Genomic DNA, 20158 nt, shown 5'->3' on the forward strand with positions numbered 1-20158 from the left:
TGCCGCCGCGCTCACCGGCACGGCGCGACTGTGAGGTCGACGCGGAGGTACCGCGTCGATCCACCCCCGGAGGCCTGACATGCGCTGGACCCGACGCTCGACCCTGACCCTCACCGCTGCTGCCGCCCTCGTCGGCGTGGGCGCCGTCGCGTTCGCGCAGGCGTCTGCCCCCGTCGACGGCCCGACGTCCGTGCCGCGCGTCGTCGACGTCTCGCCGTCGCCCACGAGCAGCCCCGACGACCGCGTGGGCGACGACCGCGGGGGCGACCACCGGCGCGGCGGTGACGACGACCCGACGCCTGGCCCGTCCGCGACGCCCGGCGTCTCGCCGTCCGCCGTGCCGAGCGCCAGCCCGTTCCCGCACTCGTCCGCGAGCCCGTCCTCGTCCTCCAGCCCGTCCTCGGCCCCGGGCACCGACGACAGCGACGGCCGGGTCGGTGGGGGCCACGGCTCGGACGACCTGGGCTGGGACGACAGCGACGGCCGGGTCGGTGGCGGGCACGGCTCGGACGACCTGGGCTGGGACGACCACACTTCCGACGGCCGCGGGGGCGACTCGGACGACGACCGCCGGGACGAGCGGGGCTCGGACGACGACCACGACGACGACTCGCGCGGGCGGGGCTCCGACGACAGCGGCTCGGACGACAGCCACGACGACGACTCGCGCGGCCGCGGTTCGGACGACTGACCGGCCGCACAGCACAGGTGCGTCGCGGTGGGTGGCCGGTCGGTGCGACCGAGCGGCCACCCACGCGGGGGAGGTCAGGACGCCGAAGGGATCTCCGCGAGCAGCGCGAACGTCTCGCCGAACCGGCCGCGCAGCACGGCGATGCGGCCGTAGGGCGTGTCCTCGGGTGCGCTGAGCACCGTCCCGCCGAGGCTCGTCGCGAGCGCCGCCGACGCGTCGCAGTCGAGCACCCCGAAGTACGTGCTCCACGACGGGCGCAGGTCGCCGGTCGGGCTGGGCATGCTCTCGCCGTACTGCCCGATCCCGGCGACCTCCCGGTCACCGAGCTGGAGGCTCACGTAGTCGAAGCCGGGCCCGCTCATGTCGACGACCTGGTAGTCGAACAGCGACGTGTAGAACGCGCGGGCGGTCGTCGAGTCGGTGCCCATGTGCTCGCTCCAGACGACGGAGCCCGGCACCCCGACGACGTCGACCCCGGTGTGCGACCCGGCCTGCCAGAGCCCGACGACGGCGCCGGTCGGGTCGGCCAGCACGGCCATCGAGCCGAAGCCCATCACGGTCAGCGGCGGCATCAGCAGCGTCCCGCCCGCGGCGGTCGCGCGCGCCGCCGCGACCTCGACGTCCGAGGTCGCGAGGTACGTCGTCCAGGCCGGCGGCGCGGGCTCGGTGCCCGGCATCGGCGTCCCGATCCCGGCGGCGGCGTGGCCGTCGAGCGTCGCGGTCGTGTAGTAGCCCGTCTCGGGGGAGCCCTCGTCGAACTCCCAGCCGAGGAGGGGGCCGTAGAACTCCCGTGCGGCGTGCCGGTCCGGCACCATCACGTCCGCCCAGCCGGGCGTGCCGTCGGGCCAGGGCTCCTCGTGGATCATCGCGTGCTCCTCGGTCGGGCGGGCGACTGCTCGTGGCCACATCCCACACCCGCGCTCCCACACGCCGGAGCGCCGCCGCCGAGCCCGGCACGATCGGGCGCCGGACCTGCTGCCCCCCGCGCGACCGGTACCCCTCCGCCGCGCCCCGCGGGAACGACGAGCGCGAGGACGACGAGCGCCGCGACGACGAGGGCGGGGACGCCGAGGGCGGGAACGACGAGGGCGGGAACGACGAGCGCGGGAACGACGAGCGCGGGGACGACGAGGGCGGGCACGACCGACGTGCCCGCCCTCGTCCCGCTGCACGCCCCCCGACGTGCCCGGTCCCGCCACGCGACCCCCCTGGTCACGCGACGGCCTCCGGCCCTGCTCCCTGCTCCACGTGCGCCCGGGCGGCGGGCCCGGTGCACGGTCGAGAGGCCGCACGACCCTGGGACGCCGTTGTCCCAGGGCCTGCAGCCGGCCCACAGGGAGGGCCGGACGTGTCCGGTTGGATGGGCCGGACACGGAACGGGAGCTCAGGCGGCGGTGCGCCCGAGACCCCGGAACTCCCAGCCGGCGGCACGCCACTCGGCGGGGTCGAGCTTGCCGCGCGCGTCGATGATGCGCGGGGACGTCGCGACCTTGGCCAGGGCGGCCGGGTCGAGGCTCGTGAACTGCTTCCACTCCGTGAGCATGAGCACCACGTCGGTGCCCTCGACGGCCTCCTCGGCCGACGTCGCGTAGGAGAGGGTCGGGAAGCTCGCCCGCGCCGTGTCGCCCGCCTCGGGGTCGAACACGGTGACCTGCGCGCCGCGCAGGTGCAGCGCCGCGGCCACGTTCAGCGCCGGCGAGTCGCGCACGTCGTCGGTCAGCGGCTTGAAGGCCGCACCGAGGACGCAGATGCGCCGGTTGAGGACGGAGCCGCCGAGCGCCTCCATCGTCATGTCGATGACGCGCTCGCGCTGGCCCATGTTGATCTCGTCGACCTGCTGCAGCAGCGCCGCGGCACGGTAGGCGCCGAGCTCGTTGGAGCGGTGCATGAGCGCACGGATGTCCTTGGGCAGGCAGCCGCCACCGAAGCCGAGACCGGCGTCGAGGAACTGGCGGCCGATGCGGACGTCGTGGCCCAGCGCGTCGGCCAGGACCGTCACGTCGGCGCCCGCGGCCTCGCACACGCCGGCGATCGCGTTGATGAACGAGATCTTGGTCGCGAGGAACGCGTTGGCGGAGACCTTGACGAGCTCGGCGGTCGGGAGGTCCGTCACGACGACGGGCGTGCCCTCGGCGATCGGGCCCGCGTAGACCTCGCGCATGATCGCCTCGGTGCGGGCGTTCGTGCCGCCCAGGACGATGCGGTCGGGGTGCAGCGTGTCGTCGACGGCCTTGCCCTCGCGGAGGAACTCCGGGTTCCAGAGGAGGTCGACCTCGACGCCCTCGGGCGTGAGCCCCGCGATCAGCTCGCGCAGGCGGGCCGCGGTGCCGACCGGGACGGTCGACTTGCCGACGATGACGCCGTTCTTCGTGAGGTTCTTCGCGACGGTCGACGTGGCGGCCTCGACGTAGCCGAGGTTCGCCGCGTGGCTCGTCTTCATCTGCGGCGTGCCGACGCAGATGAAGTGCACGTCGCCCCAGCGCGCGGCCTCCTCGAGGTCCGTCGAGAAGGTCAGGCGGCCGGTCGCGAGCTGCTTCTCGAGCAGCTCGGGCAGTCCGGGCTCGAAGAACGGGACCTTGCCCGCGGCGAGCGCGGCGACCTTGTTCGCGTCGGTGTCGACGCCCATGACCTCGAAGCCGAGCTCGGCCATCGAGACGGCGTGCGTCGCGCCGAGGTAGCCGGTGCCGTAGACCGAGATCTTCAGGCCGGCGGGGACGGTGGCGTCGGCCGCGACGGCGGCGACGGTGGTGGCGGTGGTCTTGCTCACGGGTTCTCCCTGGGTGCGGTGCTGACGGTGGCCGACGCGGCCGGTGACGCGCTGGGCGCGTGGACAGGTGCTGCTGCGGGTCGTGCGGCCGCCCCGGCGGCGTCGAGCGGCGTGGAGCCCTCGACGAACCGGGCCAGCGGGTTCGTGGTGCCGGCGGTGAACGCCTCGGTCGAGGCGCGGCGCGAGTCGATGCGCCAGTCGTTGGTGACGAGCTCTCCCCGGACCGTCGAGGTCACCGTGAGGTTGAACCACGCGAGGCCGACGATGTCGTCGTTCTCCGGCAGCGTGAGGGCCTCGAAGAGCGAGGCGATCCACTGCGGCTTGGTGCCGCCGACCTCGGACGCCCCGATCTCGGCGAGCAGGATCGGCTTGTCCGCGATCGCGCGGAGCTGGTCGAGCGAGCGCCCGAACGTCCAGGCGAACGTCGAGTCGTTGCCCGCGCGGTACGGCGGGCGGTTGTAGCCGGACAGCCCGACCCAGTCGACGTACTCGTCGCCCGGGTAGAGGCCCTCGAGCACGCCCGGCGCCTGGAGCGACGCGGGCAGGTTGTTGACGATGTTCGGCGCCCAGACCCAGACGACGAGGTCGCCCGCACCCTCCTGCTCGAAGATGTCGTGCACGTGGCGCCACATGGCCGCGTAGTCCCCGACCCGGTTGCCGTTGATCGGCTCCCCGGTCTGGGTCCGCTCGGCCCACGGGTACCAGTCGCCGTTCATCTCGTGGTCGAGCCGGATGCCGAGCGGCAGACCGAGCGCGACCACGTCCCGGGCGTACTGGCGCAGGTACGCGTCGTACGCCCCGGGCACGCCGGCCGCGGGGTCACCGAGGACGACGGGCAGCGAGTAGGCGGGCTGGTCGAGCTCGTCGTTCGGGGCGTCGCTGGGGTGCGACTCCCACGTGAGCAGCGGCATGAGGCCGCGCGTCCACGCCGCGGTCACGGCGTCGGCGCGGAACGGCTTGTCCCACCCGCTGAACCAGCCGACCGTCGTCGGCGTGATCCCGGCCTTCGCCGCGACGTCGTCGAACGTCGCGAAGCTGAACGGCGCCTGCGCGGTGTACAGCCCGAGCTGCCGCCTCGTCGGGTTGACGAGCTCGGCCTTGCTCGGCGCAGTGGGCCGCCGGGTGACCGGCGCCGCCGGACCGGCCGGCTGCGTCGGGTTCCTCGTGTTCGCGGGCCCGGTACCGGGCTCGCGGGCCGCCTTCTTGGTGCTCGACGCGCTCCCGGCCGCGCCCGAGCGGGCCGAGGACCCGCCCGTGGACGACCCCGTGCCGGCGGCCGCCTTCTTCGCGGCGGCCTCCCCCTGCGCGGCCGCCGCCTCCTGCTCGCCCTTGAGGCGTGCCGCCTGCTCCTTGCCGAGCGTCTCGCGCAGCCCCCGGGACTGCGCGCGGCTCTCGGCGAGGTCCTCGCGTGCCGCCGCGAGCTCCCGGGCCAGGCGACGCTCCTCCGTGGAGGGCGTCGCCGTGGCCGCGGCGGCGACGGGGTGTCCGGTGGCGGACACGTCCGGGGTGTTCCACACGGTCAGCGCGACCACGACGAGCGCGGCAGCCACGGCGGCGGTGAGGACCCGCCCCCGGGCGGTCAGGCGACCGATCGTGGGAGCCCACCAGGCGCGGCCGAGGGCCGCGGCGGACTCGCTGAGCGTGCGGCGGTCAGACATAGAGGAGCGACTCCAGCGCGAGGATCCCGACCGCGATGACGTAGGGGATGCCGGCCTTGGGGTTGAGGTGGCGACGGCGCGAGCGCTGCGCGGGCGCGGCCGAGGCGGTGCGCACGGGGCGCTCGCGGACGGCCACGGCGGCACCCGGGCGGGTGTCGACGACGTCGGCCGGCGCGGTGCCGTAGAGCGCGTCGAGCTCACGGAGCAGCTCGTCGGACATCGGCTCGATCGGCTCGGTCGAGCCCTGCGGCGCGAGGCGGCGGGCCGGTGCGGCCGCTGCCACGGGTGCTGCGTCGCCCGTCGTCAGGTTCGCCGCGGAGTCGACCTCGCTCTCGCCACCGGCGTAGGCGCCGGCACGCGTGCCCCACCCGGAGGCGTGCGCCATGCGCAGGAAGCCCAGGAGGCGGATCGGCATGAGGAAGAACGTCGAGACGATGATGAAGATCGGCAGCCGGAAGAAGTCCGAGGGGACCTCCTGCAGGTGGCGGATCTGGCGGATCGCCATGGACAGGACCGACGAGACGACCATGAGGCTCACGACCCAGGCCCAGCCGGCGCGCTGGCCGTAGGTCTCGAGGATCGCCTGGTACAGGTTCACGCCGGTGCCGGTCGCGGCGCGGTACAGCCAGCCGCCGAGGGTCCCGACCAGCAGGAACGGCAGGATGATGTCCGCGAGGAAGAACATCGCGAGGACCGGGGCGTGCCCGAGCATCCAGGGCAGCATGCGCAGGGTGTTGTACTGGCTGCCGCGGGCCCAGCGGAGCTGCTGCTTGAAGAGCTTCTTCACCTGCAGCGGGGCGTCCGTGTAGACGAGGCTCGTGTGCTGGTACACCGTGCGGTAGCCGGCCTTGAGCGTGAGGTTCGTGAGCGTCCGGTCGTCGGAGACCTCGAGGAACACGCCCATGAACTTCTGGGTCATGAAGTCGTCCATGACCTTCATCAGGATGTCGCGGCGGAACGCGATCGTGCGGCCCGGGAGGCAGCCGACCTGGCCGAGCACCGACTGCGCGGGCATCGAGTACAGCGAGCGCGAGTTCTCGAGCCAGTCGGCCCAGCGGGTGATCCAGGAGCGCTCGGGCTCGAGGATGCGCTGACGCGTGGTCACGCCGCCGACGCGCGGGTCGGCGAACGGCTTGACGAGCTCGCTGAGCGCGCCCGGGGTCCAGATCGTGTCGGAGTCGAGCAGCACCGTGATCTCGTACCGCGACATCTCGGTGCCGATCTTGACGGCGTTGCGCTTGCCCGGGATCGGGGTGTGCACCCAGCGCACGAGCGGGGCGAACTCGTCGCACACCGCCTGCAGGTCCGGGTTCGGCTTGCCGTTGATGACGACGATGACCTCGTCGGGGTTCTGCTCCGTCACGCGGGTCAGCACGTCCCGGAACAGGTCGAGCGGCTCGTCGACGACGGGCACGATGATGCTCGTCCGGGCGTGGTGCTCGGCGGTGAACGGGCGGTAGCGCCGCGAGAGCACCACCTTGGCGACCCAGAGGAGCCACACCAGGGCGGAGAACACCGAGAACAGGTAGATCTCGGCGTGGTCCACCCACATGTGGCGCAGCTGGAGCAGGAAGATGAACATCAAGGTCCTCAGGTGTCGGCGACGTGCGGGCACAGCGGCGCCCGCCCGCGAGGGGCGATCAGCGATGGACGGCTCGAACCGTCGAGGAGACACGCGAGGGTGTGGTGGGCGCGCTCGCCCCGGCGCCGATCGGGGTGACCCGGATCTGCGTCCAGCCCCCTGTGGCTTCGGCACTCGCCGCTCGGTCCCCCGAACGGCTGAAGCAACAGTCACCCGGACGGAGGTGAAAAAGCAACCCTCCGGAAGGTAATTCTCTGGGCGGTGTGACGGACCCCACTAAAGGCTTGCGAAGGTCCTCCGAGAATGTCCGATTGACACGATTCCGTAAATCACCCTAAAAGCACTCCGCACCTTTTTCGGACAAGCGTCCAGAAGTGCCTCCTGGACGCTTGTCCTGCATTCACCCGGGCGCTGCCGGGGGTGCTGTGCTACGGCGCGCGCAGGGCCCCGAGGCGCGTGTCGAGGAAGTCGAGGACCTCGGTCAGGTAACGGCTGCGGGCCGGCTCCGGGGACAGCGCGAGGTCGTGCGCGCCGCCCGGCACCGGGACGTACGTGACGTCCGGGCCGAGCCGCGACGCGAGGGCGGCGATGTGCGCGACGTCGAGCACGCTGTCGGTCGTCAGGAGCTGCTCGTGCCAGCGGTCCTTCGGCCCCGTCGCGTCCGACGACAGGACGAGCACCGGGCAGTCGACCGCGAGCCCGCGCGCGACCCGCCGGTGCGCGCGCCGCACCGTGCGCACCCAGCCCGCGCGCGCCGGGAATCCCTCGTGCGGCTTCCAGGTGAGGTCGAACTCCCACTCGCCGCCGGTCGCGGAGTGCAGCGCGGTCCCGTAGTGCTCGGCGATCTTCCCGACGACGAGCCGGGGCGCGGGGCGGCCGACGACGTCGATCACGCGGGTGAAGATCGTCCGCTCGAACCACGTGCCGCGCAGGTCGAGGTACGGGCTGTTGAGGACCAGGGCGTCGACGGGCCTGCTCGCGCGGCGCGCGTGCGCCCACAGCGACGCGACGAGCCCGCCGGTCGAGTGCCCGAGCACGACGACCTGGTCGTGGTCCTCGCGCAGCAGCGCGACCGCCGCGTCGAGCTCCTCGGCGTACGTCGCGAGCTCGGTCACGTAGTTGGGCTCCTGCCACGGCCGCAGGGACCGCCCGTACCCGCGCAGGTCGAGCGCGTAGAAGTCCTCGCCGTGCGCCGCGAAGGCGTCGCCCACGTGCGCCTGGAAGAAGTAGTCGACGAAGCCGTGCACGTACAGCACTGCCCGGCGCGACGTCGGCTCCGGGCCGTCTCCGACGGGGTCGACCTCGCGGTGCACCAGCGTCGCGACGGCCTCGCCCTGCGCGTCGGGGCGCAGGTGGATCGTGCGCGCGGTCCAGCCGGCGCCGAGCACGTCCGGCACGGGCTCGCTCACGTGGACCGGGGGGCGGACCGCCGCGGCGTGCGCGCCGGGGCGTCCGGGGGCGGGGGCGTGCGCGTCGTGCGGCGTCTGCGCGTCGTCGAGCATGCGCCGATCGTCGCACGCGCCGAGCACCGCGAGCCCGCCACGGCGCATCCAGCCGGGAGCGGTGCGCGCGAGGCGCAGCACCCGCGGCTCGGGCGGACCCGGCCGGCCCGTCCCAGGTCCAGGAACGGCGAGGACAGCACGACGATCGCGCCGGCGGGCAGCAGCAGGACCCGCCCGGGCGACCGGGAGTCGCGCGCCAGACTTGAGCGGAATAGGCTCAACTCTGGACGGGTTGCACCGCACGGAACGCCGTGCGCGCACCCGAGAACCCGCGCAGCACGACAGCACGACCCCGGAGGCACCACGTGGACGCCAAGCTCACGACCAAGTCCCAGGAGGCCCTCGGCGACGCCATCCAGCAGGCGTCCGCCGCCGGCAACCCCCAGCTCGAGCCCGCGCACCTGCTCAGCGCGCTGCTCGCCCAGCAGGGCGGCGTCGCCAACGCCCTGCTCGACGCCGTCGGCGCGGACCGCTCGGCGCTCGGCCGCTCGGTGCGCGCGACCCTCGTCGGCCTGCCCGCCGCGAGCGGCTCGGCCGTCGCCCAGCCCACCGCGTCGCGCGCGACGGCCGCCGCGATCGACGCCGCGTCGTCGGAGGCCCGGGCGCTCGGCGACGACTACGTCTCGACCGAGCACCTGCTGCTCGGCCTCGCCGCCGGCCAGTCCGGCGTCGCCGACGCGCTGCGCGCCCAGGGGGCCTCGCGTGACGCCCTGGCCGCCGCGCTGCCGACCGTGCGCGGCACCGGGCGCGTCACGAGCCCCAACCCCGAGGGCACCTTCCAGGCGCTCGAGCAGTACGGCGTCGACCTCACCGCCGCCGCGCGCGACGGCAAGCTCGACCCCGTGATCGGCCGCGACTCCGAGATCCGGCGCGTCGTGCAGGTCCTCTCGCGGCGCACCAAGAACAACCCCGTGCTCATCGGCGAGCCCGGCGTCGGCAAGACGGCCGTCGTCGAGGGGCTCGCGCAGCGCATCGTCGCGGGCGACGTCCCCGAGTCGCTGCGCGGCAAGCGGCTCGTCTCGCTCGACCTCGCGGCGATGGTCGCGGGCGCGAAGTACCGCGGCGAGTTCGAGGAGCGGCTCAAGGCCGTCCTGGAGGAGATCAAGTCCTCCGAGGGCGAGGTCGTCACGTTCATCGACGAGCTGCACACCGTCGTCGGCGCGGGCGCGTCCGAGGGCAGCATGGACGCGGGCAACATGCTCAAGCCGATGCTCGCGCGCGGCGAGCTCCGGCTCGTGGGTGCGACGACGCTCGACGAGTACCGCGAGCGCATCGAGAAGGACCCCGCGCTCGAGCGGCGGTTCCAGCAGGTCTTCGTCGGCGAGCCGTCGGTCGAGGACTCCATCGCGATCCTGCGCGGCCTCAAGGAGCGCTACGAGGCGCACCACAAGGTGACGATCTCCGACGCCGCGCTCGTCGCCGCCGCGACCCTGTCGGACCGCTACATCGCCGGGCGCCAGCTCCCCGACAAGGCGATCGACCTGGTCGACGAGGCCGCGAGCCGCCTGCGCATGGAGCTCGACTCCTCGCCGGTCGAGATCGACGTGCTCCAGCGTGCGGTCGACCGGCTCACGATGGAGGAGCTCGCGCTCGGCACGGCCGACGACGCCGCGAGCCTCGAGCGCCTCGAGAAGATCCGCGCCGACCTCGCCGACCGCCGCGAGGAGCTCGCGTCGCTCACCGCGCGGTGGGAGAAGGAGAAGGCCGGCCACAACCTCGTCGGCGACCTCAAGGCGAAGCTCGACGAGCTGCGCAGCGCCGCGGACAAGGCCCAGCGCGAGGGCGACCTCGCGACGGCCGGCCGCCTCCTCTACGGCGAGATCCCGACCGTCGAGAAGGAGATCGCGGCCGCCGAGGAGCGCGAGCAGCAGGCCACGCTCGGCGCCGACGGGGACGGGCTCGCCGGCCCGGCGCCCGCGCCGATGATCGCCGACAAGGTCGGCCCCGACGAGGTCGCCGAGGTCGTCTCGGCATGGACGGGCATCCCCGCCGGGCGCCTGCTCGAGGGCGAGAGCGCCAAGCTCCTGCGCATGGAGGACGTGATCGGCGAGCGGCTCATCGGGCAGCGCCCCGCGGTCGCCGCGGTCTCCGACGCCGTGCGCCGGGCCCGCGCCGGCATCTCCGACCCCGACCGCCCGACGGGCTCGTTCCTGTTCCTCGGGCCCACGGGCGTCGGCAAGACCGAGCTCGCGAAGGCGCTCGCGGACTTCCTGTTCGACGACGAGCGCGCGATCGTCCGCATCGACATGTCGGAGTACTCGGAGAAGCACGCGGTCGCCCGGCTCGTCGGCGCCCCGCCCGGGTACGTCGGCTACGAGGAGGGCGGTCAGCTCACCGAGGCCGTGCGGCGCCGGCCGTACTCGGTCGTGCTGCTCGACGAGGTCGAGAAGGCGCACCCCGAGGCGTTCGACATCCTGCTCCAGGTGCTCGACGACGGCCGCCTCACCGACGGCCAGGGCCGCACGGTCGACTTCCGCAACGTCATCCTCGTGCTCACGTCGAACCTCGGCTCGCAGTTCCTCGTCGACCCCCTGCTCGACCCCGACGCCAAGCGCGACGCCGTGATGAGCGCCGTGCGGTCCGCGTTCAAGCCGGAGTTCCTCAACCGGCTCGACGACGTCGTGCTGTTCGACCCGCTGACCATCGGCGAGATCGGGCGCATCGTCGAGATCCAGGTCGCCGCGCTGGCGGCCCGGCTCGCCGATCGCCGGCTCTCGCTCGACGTGACGCCCGCGGCGCGCGAGTGGCTCGCGATCGAGGGGTTCGACCCGGCGTACGGGGCGCGGCCGCTGCGCCGGCTCGTGCAGAAGGAGATCGGCGACCGGCTCGCGCGGATGCTGCTCGGCGGCGAGGTGCACGACGGCGACACCGTCGTGGTCGACCGCGCGGGCGACGGCGGGCTCGTGCTCTCGTCGGGCCGGGCGGTCACGGTCGCCTGACTGCGGCGGGCGGCGGCGGTGGGCGAGCGGTCACCTGACGGGACGGGGTGGGCCGGACGAGGGGCCGTACCGGTCGCCCGGACGGCCGCGGCTCAGCGCAGCAGGTCCCGCACGTCCTCGCGCCGCACGGCCACGACCGTGAGGTCGTCGAGCTGCTCGCCCGCCCCGGCGACGAGCGTGAGGACGGCCTGCGCGGCGTCGTCGGCGCTCGCGGTGCCGCGCACCGCGGCCTCGACGACCCCGAGGTCCGCGACCGTGCCGCCGATCGCGTCGAGCACGGCGTCGCTGAACATGAGCAGCAGGTCGCCGGGGTCCAGGTGCGTCGTGCCGCTGCGGCGCGACGCGCCCGGGTCGACGCCGAGCGGGAGGCCCAGCGCGGGCAGCCGCTCGCCCCCGCCGTCGGCGCGCACCAGGAGCGAGAGCCCGTGCCCCGCGTCGGCGTACGTGACCGTGCCCGTGGTGATGTCGATGCGCGCGTGGAACACCGTGACGAACGCGCCGGCGTTGGCGAGGTCGGCCTCCATCGCCTCCTCGGCGGCGACGAGCGCCGCGGCGACGTCCCGCTCCGGGCCGAACGAGCGCAGCACCGACCGGGACGTCGCCGCGAGGATCGCCGCGCCGGTGCCCTTGCCCATGACGTCGGCGAGCGTGACGACGAGCCCGCCGAACACGGGCTGCCAGTCGTAGAAGTCCCCGCCGACGGAGCCCGCGGGGGAGAAGCGGGCAGCGACCGCGTACCCGGGGACGTCCGGGAGGCTCGCGGGCAGGAGGCTCGCCTGCACCTGCGCGGCGCGGGTCAGCTCCTCGCGCTGCGCGGTGACATCGCGCATCACGGTGACCACGCCGCCGCCGGCCTCGTCGGGCAGCAGGGACGAGCTGAAGCTCAGGACGCGCCCGCGCGGGACCCCGACGTTGCGCACCAGCAGGTCGAGGTCGTGCACCTTCTCGCCGGCGAGGGCGCGACGGTACGGGAGCTCGTGGTCGGGCAGCGGCGAGCCGTCGGGCCGGTAGAGGCCGTAGTAGGAGCTCGCCGCGACCGCCCCGGTCGTGCTCGTGATCCCGCCCATGAGCTCGGACGCGCGCCGGTTCCGCAGCACGATGCGCCCGTCGCGGTCCGTCACGGTGACGCCCTCGTCCATGGTGTCGACGATGGTCGCGAGCAGCCCGGCCTGCGTCCGTGCCTCGTCGCCGGCCGCCCGGACGTCGCGCACGAGCCGGTCCCGCTCGTCGCGCGCGAGCGCCAGCGCGAGGCCGATGACCGACACGAGCCCCACGTAGAGCTGCGCGACGACGACCTGCGTGACCTGGTCCCCGACGGCGGCGAACGGCCCGATCCCGGCGAGCGTGAAGAGGATCGCGGTCACGCCCATCGCGGAGTCGTGCGCGACGACGAACCGCGTCCGCAGCCGCGTCCCGGTCCAGACGGTCAGCGCGATGAGGGGGAACGCGAGCGGCAGGCTCTCGAGCGCGACGAACCACAGCCCGTACATCGCGGGCGGGAGGATCACGGCGGCGACGTGCTCCCCGAGGCGCGTCGGCACCCACCGTGCGGAGCCGCCGGGCCGGGCCTGGGCGGAGCGCCGCTCGTGCAGCCACGACCCGATGCTGAACCCGAGGGTGCCGACGACGAGGATGCTCACGGTGTTGCGGACGACCCAGACGAGCACGAGCGGCCAGGACCAGCCGTCGCCCGAGAGCCACGACACCGCGGGCACGAGCAGGCCCGAGACCAGCGAGCTGACGACCGCGGTGAGCACGAGCCACCACAGCTCCTCGACCCGCACGAACGGCGTGCGCCCCGCGCCGAGCCAGATCCGCGGGCACCAGCGGCTGAACAGCACGCAGAACGTCCCGGCCTGCGCGACGGACGCCGCGCTGAGCACGAGCGCCTCGGGCGGCGGCGTCCCGGTCATCACGTTGACGACCCAGGTGACGGCCGCGAGCACCGCGAGGTCGATGCGCGGCAGCGAGCCGTTCGCGCGCACCGCGAGCCACAGCACCGCGACGCCCGCCGCGGGCCAGACGAGGCTGACCTCGCCGCCCTCCAGGACCGTGAGCCGCCCGACGAGCGCCGCGCCCGCGTAGATCGCGGCGAACCCGACGAGGGTCCGCCACGACGTGTGCGCCGGGCGCGCCTGCGTCGGTGCCGGCACGCCCGGCACAGGCGGCGCCGACGTCGGCGTCCGCGCGACGGCAGCCGTCAGCGCACTGGGCACAACGGAACCCCCCGATCCGCGTGAGAACTTTGCCATTCGGAGGTTACGCGGGCGCCGCGGGACGAATCGGGCAGGAGCCCGACGAAGCGTCCCCGCAGCGGGTGATTCCTGACCGGACGGTAGCGTCTGGGCTCGTCGCGGGCCGTCCGGTAGCGTCCGGCGGATGACCGACGCGACCCCGACCGTCCCGTTCAGCGACCCCGCCCTGCTCGCCGAGCTGCTCGCGCAGGAGGAGCGCCTCGTGCTCCCGCACCTCGACCACGACGACGCCTGGCGCCTCGGCACCCTCGTCGCCGGCCTCGCCGAGGAGCGCGGCCTGAGCGTCGTCGTCCGCGTCGAGCTCGACGGCGAGGAGGGCCCGCACACGGTGTTCCAGCGCGCGTTCGCGGGCTCCACGCCGGCCAACGACTGGTGGCTCGGGCGCAAGGCCGCGGTCGTCCGGCACTTCGGGCACTCGTCGTTCGCGGTCGGCACCCGGTTCCGCGTCGAGGGCACGACGTTCGAGGAGTCCGCGGGCCTCGATCCCGAGCGGTACGCCGCGCACGGCGGCTGCGTGCCGCTGCGGGTCGGCGGCGCGATCGTCGGCGTGCTCGGGGTCTCCGGGCTCCCGCAGGCCGAGGACCACGCGCTCGCGGTCGAGGGGCTCGAGGCGTACCTGCGCCGGTAGCGTGCCCGTCATGACCGCCGCACGCGTCCTGCCCTCCGCCCTGCCCGCCCCCCGCTTCCCCGACCCGGCCGACGCGCCGCCGCTGCGCTGGGGGATCCTCGCGCCGGGCTGGATCGCCGGCATGTGGGCCGAGACCGTCCTCGCGAACACGAACCAGCGGATCGTCGCCGCCGGCTCGCGGTCCGCCGAGCGCGCGGCCCGGTTCGCGGCGCAGCACGGCATCGAGCGCTCCTACGGCTCCTATGCGCAGCTCGTCGAGGACCCCGACGTCGACGTCGTCTACGTCGCGAGCCCGCACAGCGAGCACCGCGAGCAGGCGCTCCTCGCGATCGCGGCCGGCAAGCACGTGCTCGTCGAGAAGGCGTTCACGCGCAACGCCGCCGAGGCCGCCGAGGTCGTGGCCGCGGCCCGCGCCGCCGGGGTCTTCGTCATGGAGGCCATGTGGACGCGGTACCTGCCGCACACGGACGTGGTGCGCCAGCTGCTCGACGACCGCGCGCTCGGCGACGTGCACCTCGTGACCGGTGACTTCGGCGTGCTCGCCGACCCGGAGCCCTCGCACCGGCTGCTCAACCCCGAGCTCGCGGGCGGCGTGCTGCTCGACCTCGGCATCTACCCGCTCGCGTGGGCGCAGCTCGTCGCGGGCCACGCCGGGGGAACGGGCGCCACGGCCCTCGCCGTCGAGCCGACCAGCATCCAGGCGACCGGCGTGCTCGCGCCGACCGGGGTCGACGCGCAGGCGCTCGTGCAGCTCGGTTGGGCGAGCGGCGTGCAGGCGCAGGTCTTCACGACGATGCTCGGTGCGACCGCGCAGACCGGCACGGTCACGGGCTCGCGTGCGCGCCTCGAGCTCGGCGGGGAGTTCTTCACGCCGACGAGCGTGACGATGGTCGCGGGCGACGAGCGCGTCACGTGGGACGACAACCGCATCACGGGCCACGCCGGGCTCTGCTTCCAGGCCGCCGCGCTCGCCCGGTACGTCGCCGAGGGCCGCACGGAGTCGCCGCTCCAGCCGCTCGACGAGACCGTCGCGGTGCTGCGCACGGCCGACGAGGTCCGCCGCCAGCTCGGGGTCGTCTTCCCGGGCGAGTGACGCCCGCGGGCACCGCCGTGCGGTCCGCCCGCCGCACCCCGGCGGACGGTGGTGCCCCGGGCCCGGCGCGCGCAGCCCCACGCAGAGGCCGCGCACGCCGCGGCCTGCACATCCGCTCCTCGGGACGTCCACAATCCGCTCGCCGTGGGGGGGTGTGGGAGCGCTACCCTCGTCCGTGTCGGACGCCTGACCAGGTGCTCCGTCTCCGGGGGCGAGACGACCGAGGGGGCGACGTGACTGACGAGTCGCTGCGCGGGTACGCGAAGGGGCGGGCCAAGCGCGAGGGGATCCTCGACGCCGCCACGGTCCTGTTCGGCGAGGTGGGGTACCGGGCGGCGTCGCTGCGCGAGATCGCGGCGCGCGCGGGCCTGTCGCACCCCGGGCTGCTGCACCACTTCCCGACCAAGGAGTCGCTGCTCGCCGCGGTCCTCGACCGCCGCGACCGGCTCGACCGCGCGCAGTTCGAGCTCGACACGAGCCAGGGCGTCGACGCCCTGCGCCACCTCGTCGACGTGGTCGCCCACAACGCGCAGTCGCCCGGGCTCGTCGAGCTCTACTGCGTGCTGTCCGCCGAGGCCACCGCGCGCGACCACCCGGCGCACACGTTCTTCGTCGACCGGTACGCGCGCGTCGTCGCGCTGTGCGTCGAGGCCTTCCGGGTCGCGGAGGCCGAGGGGGCGCTCCGCCCGGGCACCGACCCGGAGACGGCCGGGCGCTCGCTCGTCGCGCTCATGGACGGCCTCCAGCTGCAGTGGCTGCTCGACCGGGACGCGGTCGACATGGCCGCCGCCGTGCGCGAGCACCTCGACGACCGGCTCGCGGTCCGCGTCTGAGCCGGGCGTGCCGGCTGTGAGCCGCAGGCCCCGGGCGTGGCGTCGGACCGGCTGGTAAGCAGGACCTCGACACCCGCCGCACGGAAGAACGAGGTCGACGATGACTGTGCCCGCCGAGCCCCGCGTCGAGGAGCTCCTCGCGCGCCTGACCCTCCCGCAGAAGGTCCGCCTGCTGACGGGCGCCGACTTCTGGTCGCTGCACGCCGAGCCGGCGGTCGGCCTGCGGACGGTGGTCGTCTCGGACGGGCCCTCGGGCGTGCGCGGCGCGGAGTGGGACGAGCGGGACCCGTCGCTCAACCTCCCGAGCGCGACGGCGCTGGCCGCGACGTGGGACACCGACCTCGCCTACCGCTACGGCGTCGCGGCGGCGCACGAGGCCCGGCGCAAGGGCGTCGACGTCGTGCTCGGCCCCACGATCAACCTGCACCGCAGCCCGCTCGGCGGCCGGCACTTCGAGGCGTACTCCGAGGACCCGCTGCTGACCGGCGAGCTCGCCGAGGCGTTCGTGCGCGGCTGCCAGGACAACGGCGTCGGCGCCTGCCCCAAGCACTACGTCGCGAACGACTTCGAGACCGAGCGGTTCTCCGCGTCGGTCGAGGTCGGCGAGCAGGCGCTGCACGAGGTCTACCTCGCGCCGTTCGAGCGGGCCGTCACGGGCGGGCGCGCGTGGACGGTGATGAGCGCGTACAACGCCGTCGGCGGGACGACGATGACCGAGCACCCACTACTGAATGAGCCGCTCAAGGGCTCGTGGGGCTTCGACGGCGTCGTGATCTCCGACTGGACGGCCGTGCGCTCGCTCGCATCGGCCGCCGCGGCGCAGGACCTCGTCATGCCCGGGCCCGAGGGGCCGTGGGGCGACGCGCTCGTCGACGCGGTCGAGTCCGGCGACGTCCCGCTCGACGCGGTCGACGACAAGGTCCGGCGGATCCTGCTGCTCGCCGCCCGGGTCGGTGCGCTCGAGGGGGTCGACGCCGGCAGCCACGGCGCCGTCGTCGGCTCGGCTCCCGCCGCGGAGGGCGCGCGCCGCCCGACCGACGACGCCGACATCGCCCTCGCCCGCGAGGTCGAGACGCGCGGCATCGTGCTCGTCCGCAACGACGGGATCCTCCCGCTGCTCGGGGGTGCCGCCCCGGCGCCGACCAGCGTCGCGGTCCTCGGCCAGAGCGCGCTGCGCCCGCGGACGCAGGGCGGCGGCTCGGCGACGGTCGTCCCGGTCGGGACGGTCTCGCCGCTCGACGGCCTGCGCGCGGCGTTCCCCGACGCGACGGTGACGCACGCGACCGGCGCGCTCGTGCACGACGGCGTGCTGCCGTTCCCGCTCGACGAGATCCGCGACCCGCGGACCGGCGAGCCCGGCATCCGCGTGCGCTTCCTCGACGCCGAGGGCGGCGTGCTGCTCGAGGAGGTCCGGCGCGCGACCGACCTCATGTGGCTCGGCAACGCGCCCGTCGGGCACGACTTCGACGCCGAGACCGACTGGACGCCCACCGAGAGCGGCCCGGTCGAGCTCGGCTGGGCGGTGCTCGGCCGCACGGCGCTCGCGGTCGACGGCGAGACCGTGCTCGACGAGGAGCTCGCCGTGGCCCCCGAGGACTTCGGCGCCGCGCTCATGGCCCCGCCGAGCGTCGCGGCGCGCGTCGAGGTCGAGGCCGGGCGCACCTACCGCCTGCGCTGGACGCACCCGATGACCGGCATCCCGTCGATGCCCGACGGCTCCGACCTGCCCGGCGTGCTCGGCTTCACGGCGGGCTGGCGTCCCGTCGTCGACCGGCCCGACGACCTGATCGCCGAGGCCGTCGAGGCCGCACGCGCGGCCGACGTCGCGGTCGTCGTGGTCGGCACCAACGAGAAGGTCGAGTCCGAGGGCTTCGACCGCACGCACCTGTCCCTGCCCGGGCGCCAGGACGACCTCGTCGCCGCGGTCGCCGCCGCGAACCCGCGCACGGTCGTCGTCGTGAACTCCGGCTCGCCCGTCGTGATGCCGTGGCGCGACGACGTCGCCGCGGTGCTGCTCACGTGGTTCGGCGGGCAGGAGTACGGGCACGCGCTCGCGGACGTGCTCACGGGCGCCGCCGAGCCCGGCGGGCGGCTGCCCACCACGTGGCCCGCGACGCAGGAGGACGTGCCGGTGCTCGACGTGACCCCGCGCGACGGCGTCGTCCGCTACGACGAGGGCGTGCACCTCGGCCACCGCGCGTGGCTGCGTGCGGGCGTGGCGCCCGCCTACCCGTTCGGCTTCGGGCTCGGGTACACGACGTGGTCCTACGACGACGTGCAGGTCGGTACCGACCCCGCCGGGGACCGGTGGGTCACGGTCACCGTCACGAACACGGGCGACCGGCGCGGGCGCGAGGTCGTGCAGGTCTACCTGAGCCGGCCGGGCAGCGCCGTCGAGCGTCCCGTGCGCTGGCTCGCCGGGTGGACGGTCGTGTCCGCCGACGCCGGCGCGCAGGCGACCGCCGACGTTCGCGTGCGGCCGCGCGCGTTCGAGCACTGGGACACCGACGTGCACGGCTGGTCGACCGAGCCGGGGGAGTTCACCGTCGAGGTCGCGCGCCATGCGGGAACCACGGACCTCACGACGACCGTCGAGGTCTGACGCGGCGGCGGGGCCGGCGGCTGCTTCCGCCGGCCCGACCGCACCGTTCGGGGGCCGCCGCGTGCGCCCGGCGTCCGCCCGTCGGGGCCGGACGCCCTGGTCAGGCGCGCGTCCCCGTGCCGTCCGCCGGGCTCTGTGCGAGGCTCGGGAGCGCCGGCGTCGGGCGCCCGACCGGACGCGCCGAGAGCCTCGATGACGAGGAGATCCGATGGAGGACTTCACCCAGACGCTGGGGGCGGGGCCGCTGCTGGGCATCGCCGCCGCCGCGATCGCGCTGATCCTGCTGCTCGTCATCAAGTTCAAGCTGCACGCGTTCCTGACCCTCGTCGTCGTCTCGCTCCTGACGGCCCTCGCGACGCGCATCCCGATCGGGGAGATCGCACCCACGCTGATCACCAGCTTCGGGAACACGCTCGGGCCGGTCGCGCTGCTGATCGGGCTCGGCGCGATGCTCGGCAAGCTCATCGAGCACAGCGGCGGCGCGCGGGTGCTCGCCGAGAAGCTCGTCTCGGTGTTCGGGGAGGAGCGCGCGGCGTTCGCGCTCGGTGTCGCGTCGCTGATGCTCGGGTTCCCGATCTTCTTCGACGCCGGGCTCGTCGTGATGCTGCCGATCATCTTCGCGGTCGCGCGGCGCCTCGGCGGCACCAACGTCCTGCTCTACGGCATCCCCGCGGCGGCGGCGTTCTCCGTGATGCACGTGTTCCTGCCGCCCCACCCCGGACCGGTCGCGGCGACCGAGCTGTACGACGCGAACCTCGGCCTGGTGCTCCTGGTCGGCCTCGTGATCGCGCTGCCCGTCTGGTACGTGTCCGGGTACGTCTGGGGGAAGCGCGTCGGGCGGAAGTACCCGCTCCCGGTGCCCGGGCTGTTCGGCGAGCTCGACGACGACCAGCCGGTGAACCCGCCGTCGGTCCGCACGGTCGTCCTCGTCCTGCTGCTCCCGCTCGTCCTCATCTTCATGAACACCGGGCTCGACTCCGCCGAGGCCGCCGGCGCGGTCGACGGCGACGCGCTGTGGGTCCAGGCGCTGACCCTCCTCGGCACGTCGAGCGTCGCGCTGCTCATCTCCGTGCTCGTCGCCGCGATCGCGCTCGGCACCCGCCGCGGCGAGTCGGGCACCGCGCTCGAGAAGGTCCTCGACTCGGCGCTCGGGCCGGTGTGCTCGGTCATCCTCATCACGGGCGCGGGCGGCATGTTCGGCGGCGTGCTGCGCGCGTCGGGCATCGGCGACGCGCTGTCGACGTCGCTCGAGAACATCGGGCTGCCCGTGATCGTCGCGGCGTACGTCATCGCGGTCGTGCTGCGCCTCGCGCAGGGCTCGGCGACCGTCGCGCTCGTGACGGCGGCCGGGCTCATGGCCCCGGCGGTCGGCGCGGGCGACTACAGCGCGCTGCAGATCGCGTGCATCGTGCTCGCGACCGCGGCCGGCTCCGTGTTCGCGAGCCACGTGAACGACTCGGGCTTCTGGCTCGTCGGCCGGCTCATGGGCATGGACGTCAAGACGACCCTGCGCACGTGGACGGTGCAGCAGACGCTCGAGTCCGTGCTCGCGTTCGCGCTCATCTCGGTGATCTTCGTCGTCGCGTAGGCCGGCACGGAGACCGCCTG

The 20158-nt window shown here is 74.5% G+C and carries 13 protein-coding genes; 7 read left to right on the plus strand and 6 right to left on the minus strand.

Annotated elements, in window-relative coordinates; translation table 11 throughout:
* Positions 1-79 precede the first annotated feature (79 nt).
* The gene (locus tag CCE01nite_RS08290) at positions 80-691 is read left to right on the plus strand and encodes a hypothetical protein (RefSeq protein ID WP_052104354.1); all 612 of its coding nucleotides are present in this window, start codon (positions 80-82) and stop codon (positions 689-691) included.
* 74 nt (positions 692-765) lie between these two features.
* Here CCE01nite_RS08290 and CCE01nite_RS08295 read toward each other — a convergent pair whose 3' ends face one another.
* The 5 genes from CCE01nite_RS08295 to CCE01nite_RS08320 all read right to left on the minus strand — a co-directional run bounded on the left by CCE01nite_RS08295 (position 766) and on the right by CCE01nite_RS08320 (position 8200).
* Positions 766-1557 (minus strand): VOC family protein, encoded by a 792-nt coding sequence (locus tag CCE01nite_RS08295; protein ID WP_034633288.1) that lies wholly within the window; start codon positions 1555-1557, stop codon positions 766-768.
* A 518-nt stretch (positions 1558-2075) separates the two neighbouring features.
* A complete protein-coding gene (locus CCE01nite_RS08305) occupies positions 2076-3395 on the minus strand; it encodes a UDP-glucose dehydrogenase family protein (RefSeq protein ID WP_034633316.1) in 1320 nt (439 codons plus the stop codon).
* 59 nt (positions 3396-3454) lie between these two features.
* Complete coding sequence (locus CCE01nite_RS08310) at positions 3455-5116, minus strand: glycoside hydrolase family 26 protein (protein WP_084142871.1); 1662 nt, start codon at positions 5114-5116, stop codon at positions 3455-3457.
* Positions 5109-6698, minus strand: a complete 1590-nt coding sequence (locus tag CCE01nite_RS08315; protein WP_034633294.1) for a glycosyltransferase family 2 protein — start codon at positions 6696-6698, stop codon at positions 5109-5111. Before CCE01nite_RS08315 ends, CCE01nite_RS08310 begins: the two co-directional genes overlap by 8 nt.
* Before the next feature lie 428 nt (positions 6699-7126).
* Positions 7127-8200, minus strand: coding sequence for an alpha/beta hydrolase (locus CCE01nite_RS08320; protein WP_084142872.1), 1074 nt, complete (start codon positions 8198-8200; stop codon positions 7127-7129).
* 305 nt (positions 8201-8505) lie between these two features.
* Between CCE01nite_RS08320 and clpB the strand changes: the two genes are divergently transcribed.
* A complete protein-coding gene (gene clpB, locus CCE01nite_RS08325; protein WP_141372169.1) occupies positions 8506-11139 on the plus strand; it encodes an ATP-dependent chaperone ClpB in 2634 nt (877 codons plus the stop codon).
* Between the two features lie 92 nt (positions 11140-11231).
* On the opposite strand, the gene CCE01nite_RS08330 is transcribed toward clpB, so the two are convergent.
* Complete coding sequence (locus CCE01nite_RS08330; RefSeq protein WP_169744041.1) at positions 11232-13292, minus strand: SpoIIE family protein phosphatase; 2061 nt, start codon at positions 13290-13292, stop codon at positions 11232-11234.
* A gap of 226 nt (positions 13293-13518) precedes the next feature.
* On the opposite strand from CCE01nite_RS08330, the gene CCE01nite_RS08335 reads away from it, so the two are divergent.
* From CCE01nite_RS08335 to CCE01nite_RS08355, 5 genes are all read left to right on the plus strand, one after another.
* Entirely contained in the window at positions 13519-14022 is a 504-nt protein-coding gene (locus tag CCE01nite_RS08335) for a heme-degrading domain-containing protein (RefSeq protein ID WP_034632210.1), read from the plus strand.
* Positions 14023-14032: 10 nt separating this feature from the next.
* Positions 14033-15115, plus strand: coding sequence for a Gfo/Idh/MocA family protein (locus tag CCE01nite_RS08340; protein WP_034632243.1), 1083 nt, complete (start codon positions 14033-14035; stop codon positions 15113-15115).
* Between the two features lie 233 nt (positions 15116-15348).
* Positions 15349-15948 (plus strand): TetR/AcrR family transcriptional regulator, encoded by a 600-nt coding sequence (locus CCE01nite_RS08345; protein ID WP_034632206.1) that lies wholly within the window; start codon positions 15349-15351, stop codon positions 15946-15948.
* Between the two features lie 100 nt (positions 15949-16048).
* Positions 16049-18550 (plus strand): beta-glucosidase family protein, encoded by a 2502-nt coding sequence (locus tag CCE01nite_RS08350; RefSeq protein WP_034632202.1) that lies wholly within the window; start codon positions 16049-16051, stop codon positions 18548-18550.
* Positions 18551-18758: 208 nt separating this feature from the next.
* Complete coding sequence (locus CCE01nite_RS08355; RefSeq protein ID WP_034632199.1) at positions 18759-20138, plus strand: GntP family permease; 1380 nt, start codon at positions 18759-18761, stop codon at positions 20136-20138.
* The last annotated feature ends 20 nt before the right edge of the window (positions 20139-20158 follow it).

The organism is Cellulomonas cellasea, assembly GCF_006538745.1.
Lineage (GTDB): Bacteria > Actinomycetota > Actinomycetes > Actinomycetales > Cellulomonadaceae > Cellulomonas_A > Cellulomonas_A cellasea.

What these genes read in the sequence shown, in the direction of transcription:
- CCE01nite_RS08290 (WP_052104354.1), top strand. Translation starts at nt 80, where the DNA reads ATGCGCTGGACCCGACGCTCGACCCTGACCCTCACCGCTGCTGCCGCC.
- CCE01nite_RS08295 (WP_034633288.1), bottom strand. Translation starts at nt 1,557, where the DNA reads ATGATCCACGAGGAGCCCTGGCCCGACGGCACGCCCGGCTGGGCGGAC.
- CCE01nite_RS08310 (WP_084142871.1), bottom strand. Translation starts at nt 5,116, where the DNA reads ATGTCTGACCGCCGCACGCTCAGCGAGTCCGCCGCGGCCCTCGGCCGC.
- CCE01nite_RS08315 (WP_034633294.1), bottom strand. Translation starts at nt 6,698, where the DNA reads ATGTTCATCTTCCTGCTCCAGCTGCGCCACATGTGGGTGGACCACGCC.
- CCE01nite_RS08320 (WP_084142872.1), bottom strand. Translation starts at nt 8,200, where the DNA reads ATGCTCGACGACGCGCAGACGCCGCACGACGCGCACGCCCCCGCCCCC.
- CCE01nite_RS08335 (WP_034632210.1), top strand. Translation starts at nt 13,519, where the DNA reads ATGACCGACGCGACCCCGACCGTCCCGTTCAGCGACCCCGCCCTGCTC.
- CCE01nite_RS08340 (WP_034632243.1), top strand. Translation starts at nt 14,033, where the DNA reads ATGACCGCCGCACGCGTCCTGCCCTCCGCCCTGCCCGCCCCCCGCTTC.
- CCE01nite_RS08350 (WP_034632202.1), top strand. Translation starts at nt 16,049, where the DNA reads ATGACTGTGCCCGCCGAGCCCCGCGTCGAGGAGCTCCTCGCGCGCCTG.
- CCE01nite_RS08355 (WP_034632199.1), top strand. Translation starts at nt 18,759, where the DNA reads ATGGAGGACTTCACCCAGACGCTGGGGGCGGGGCCGCTGCTGGGCATC.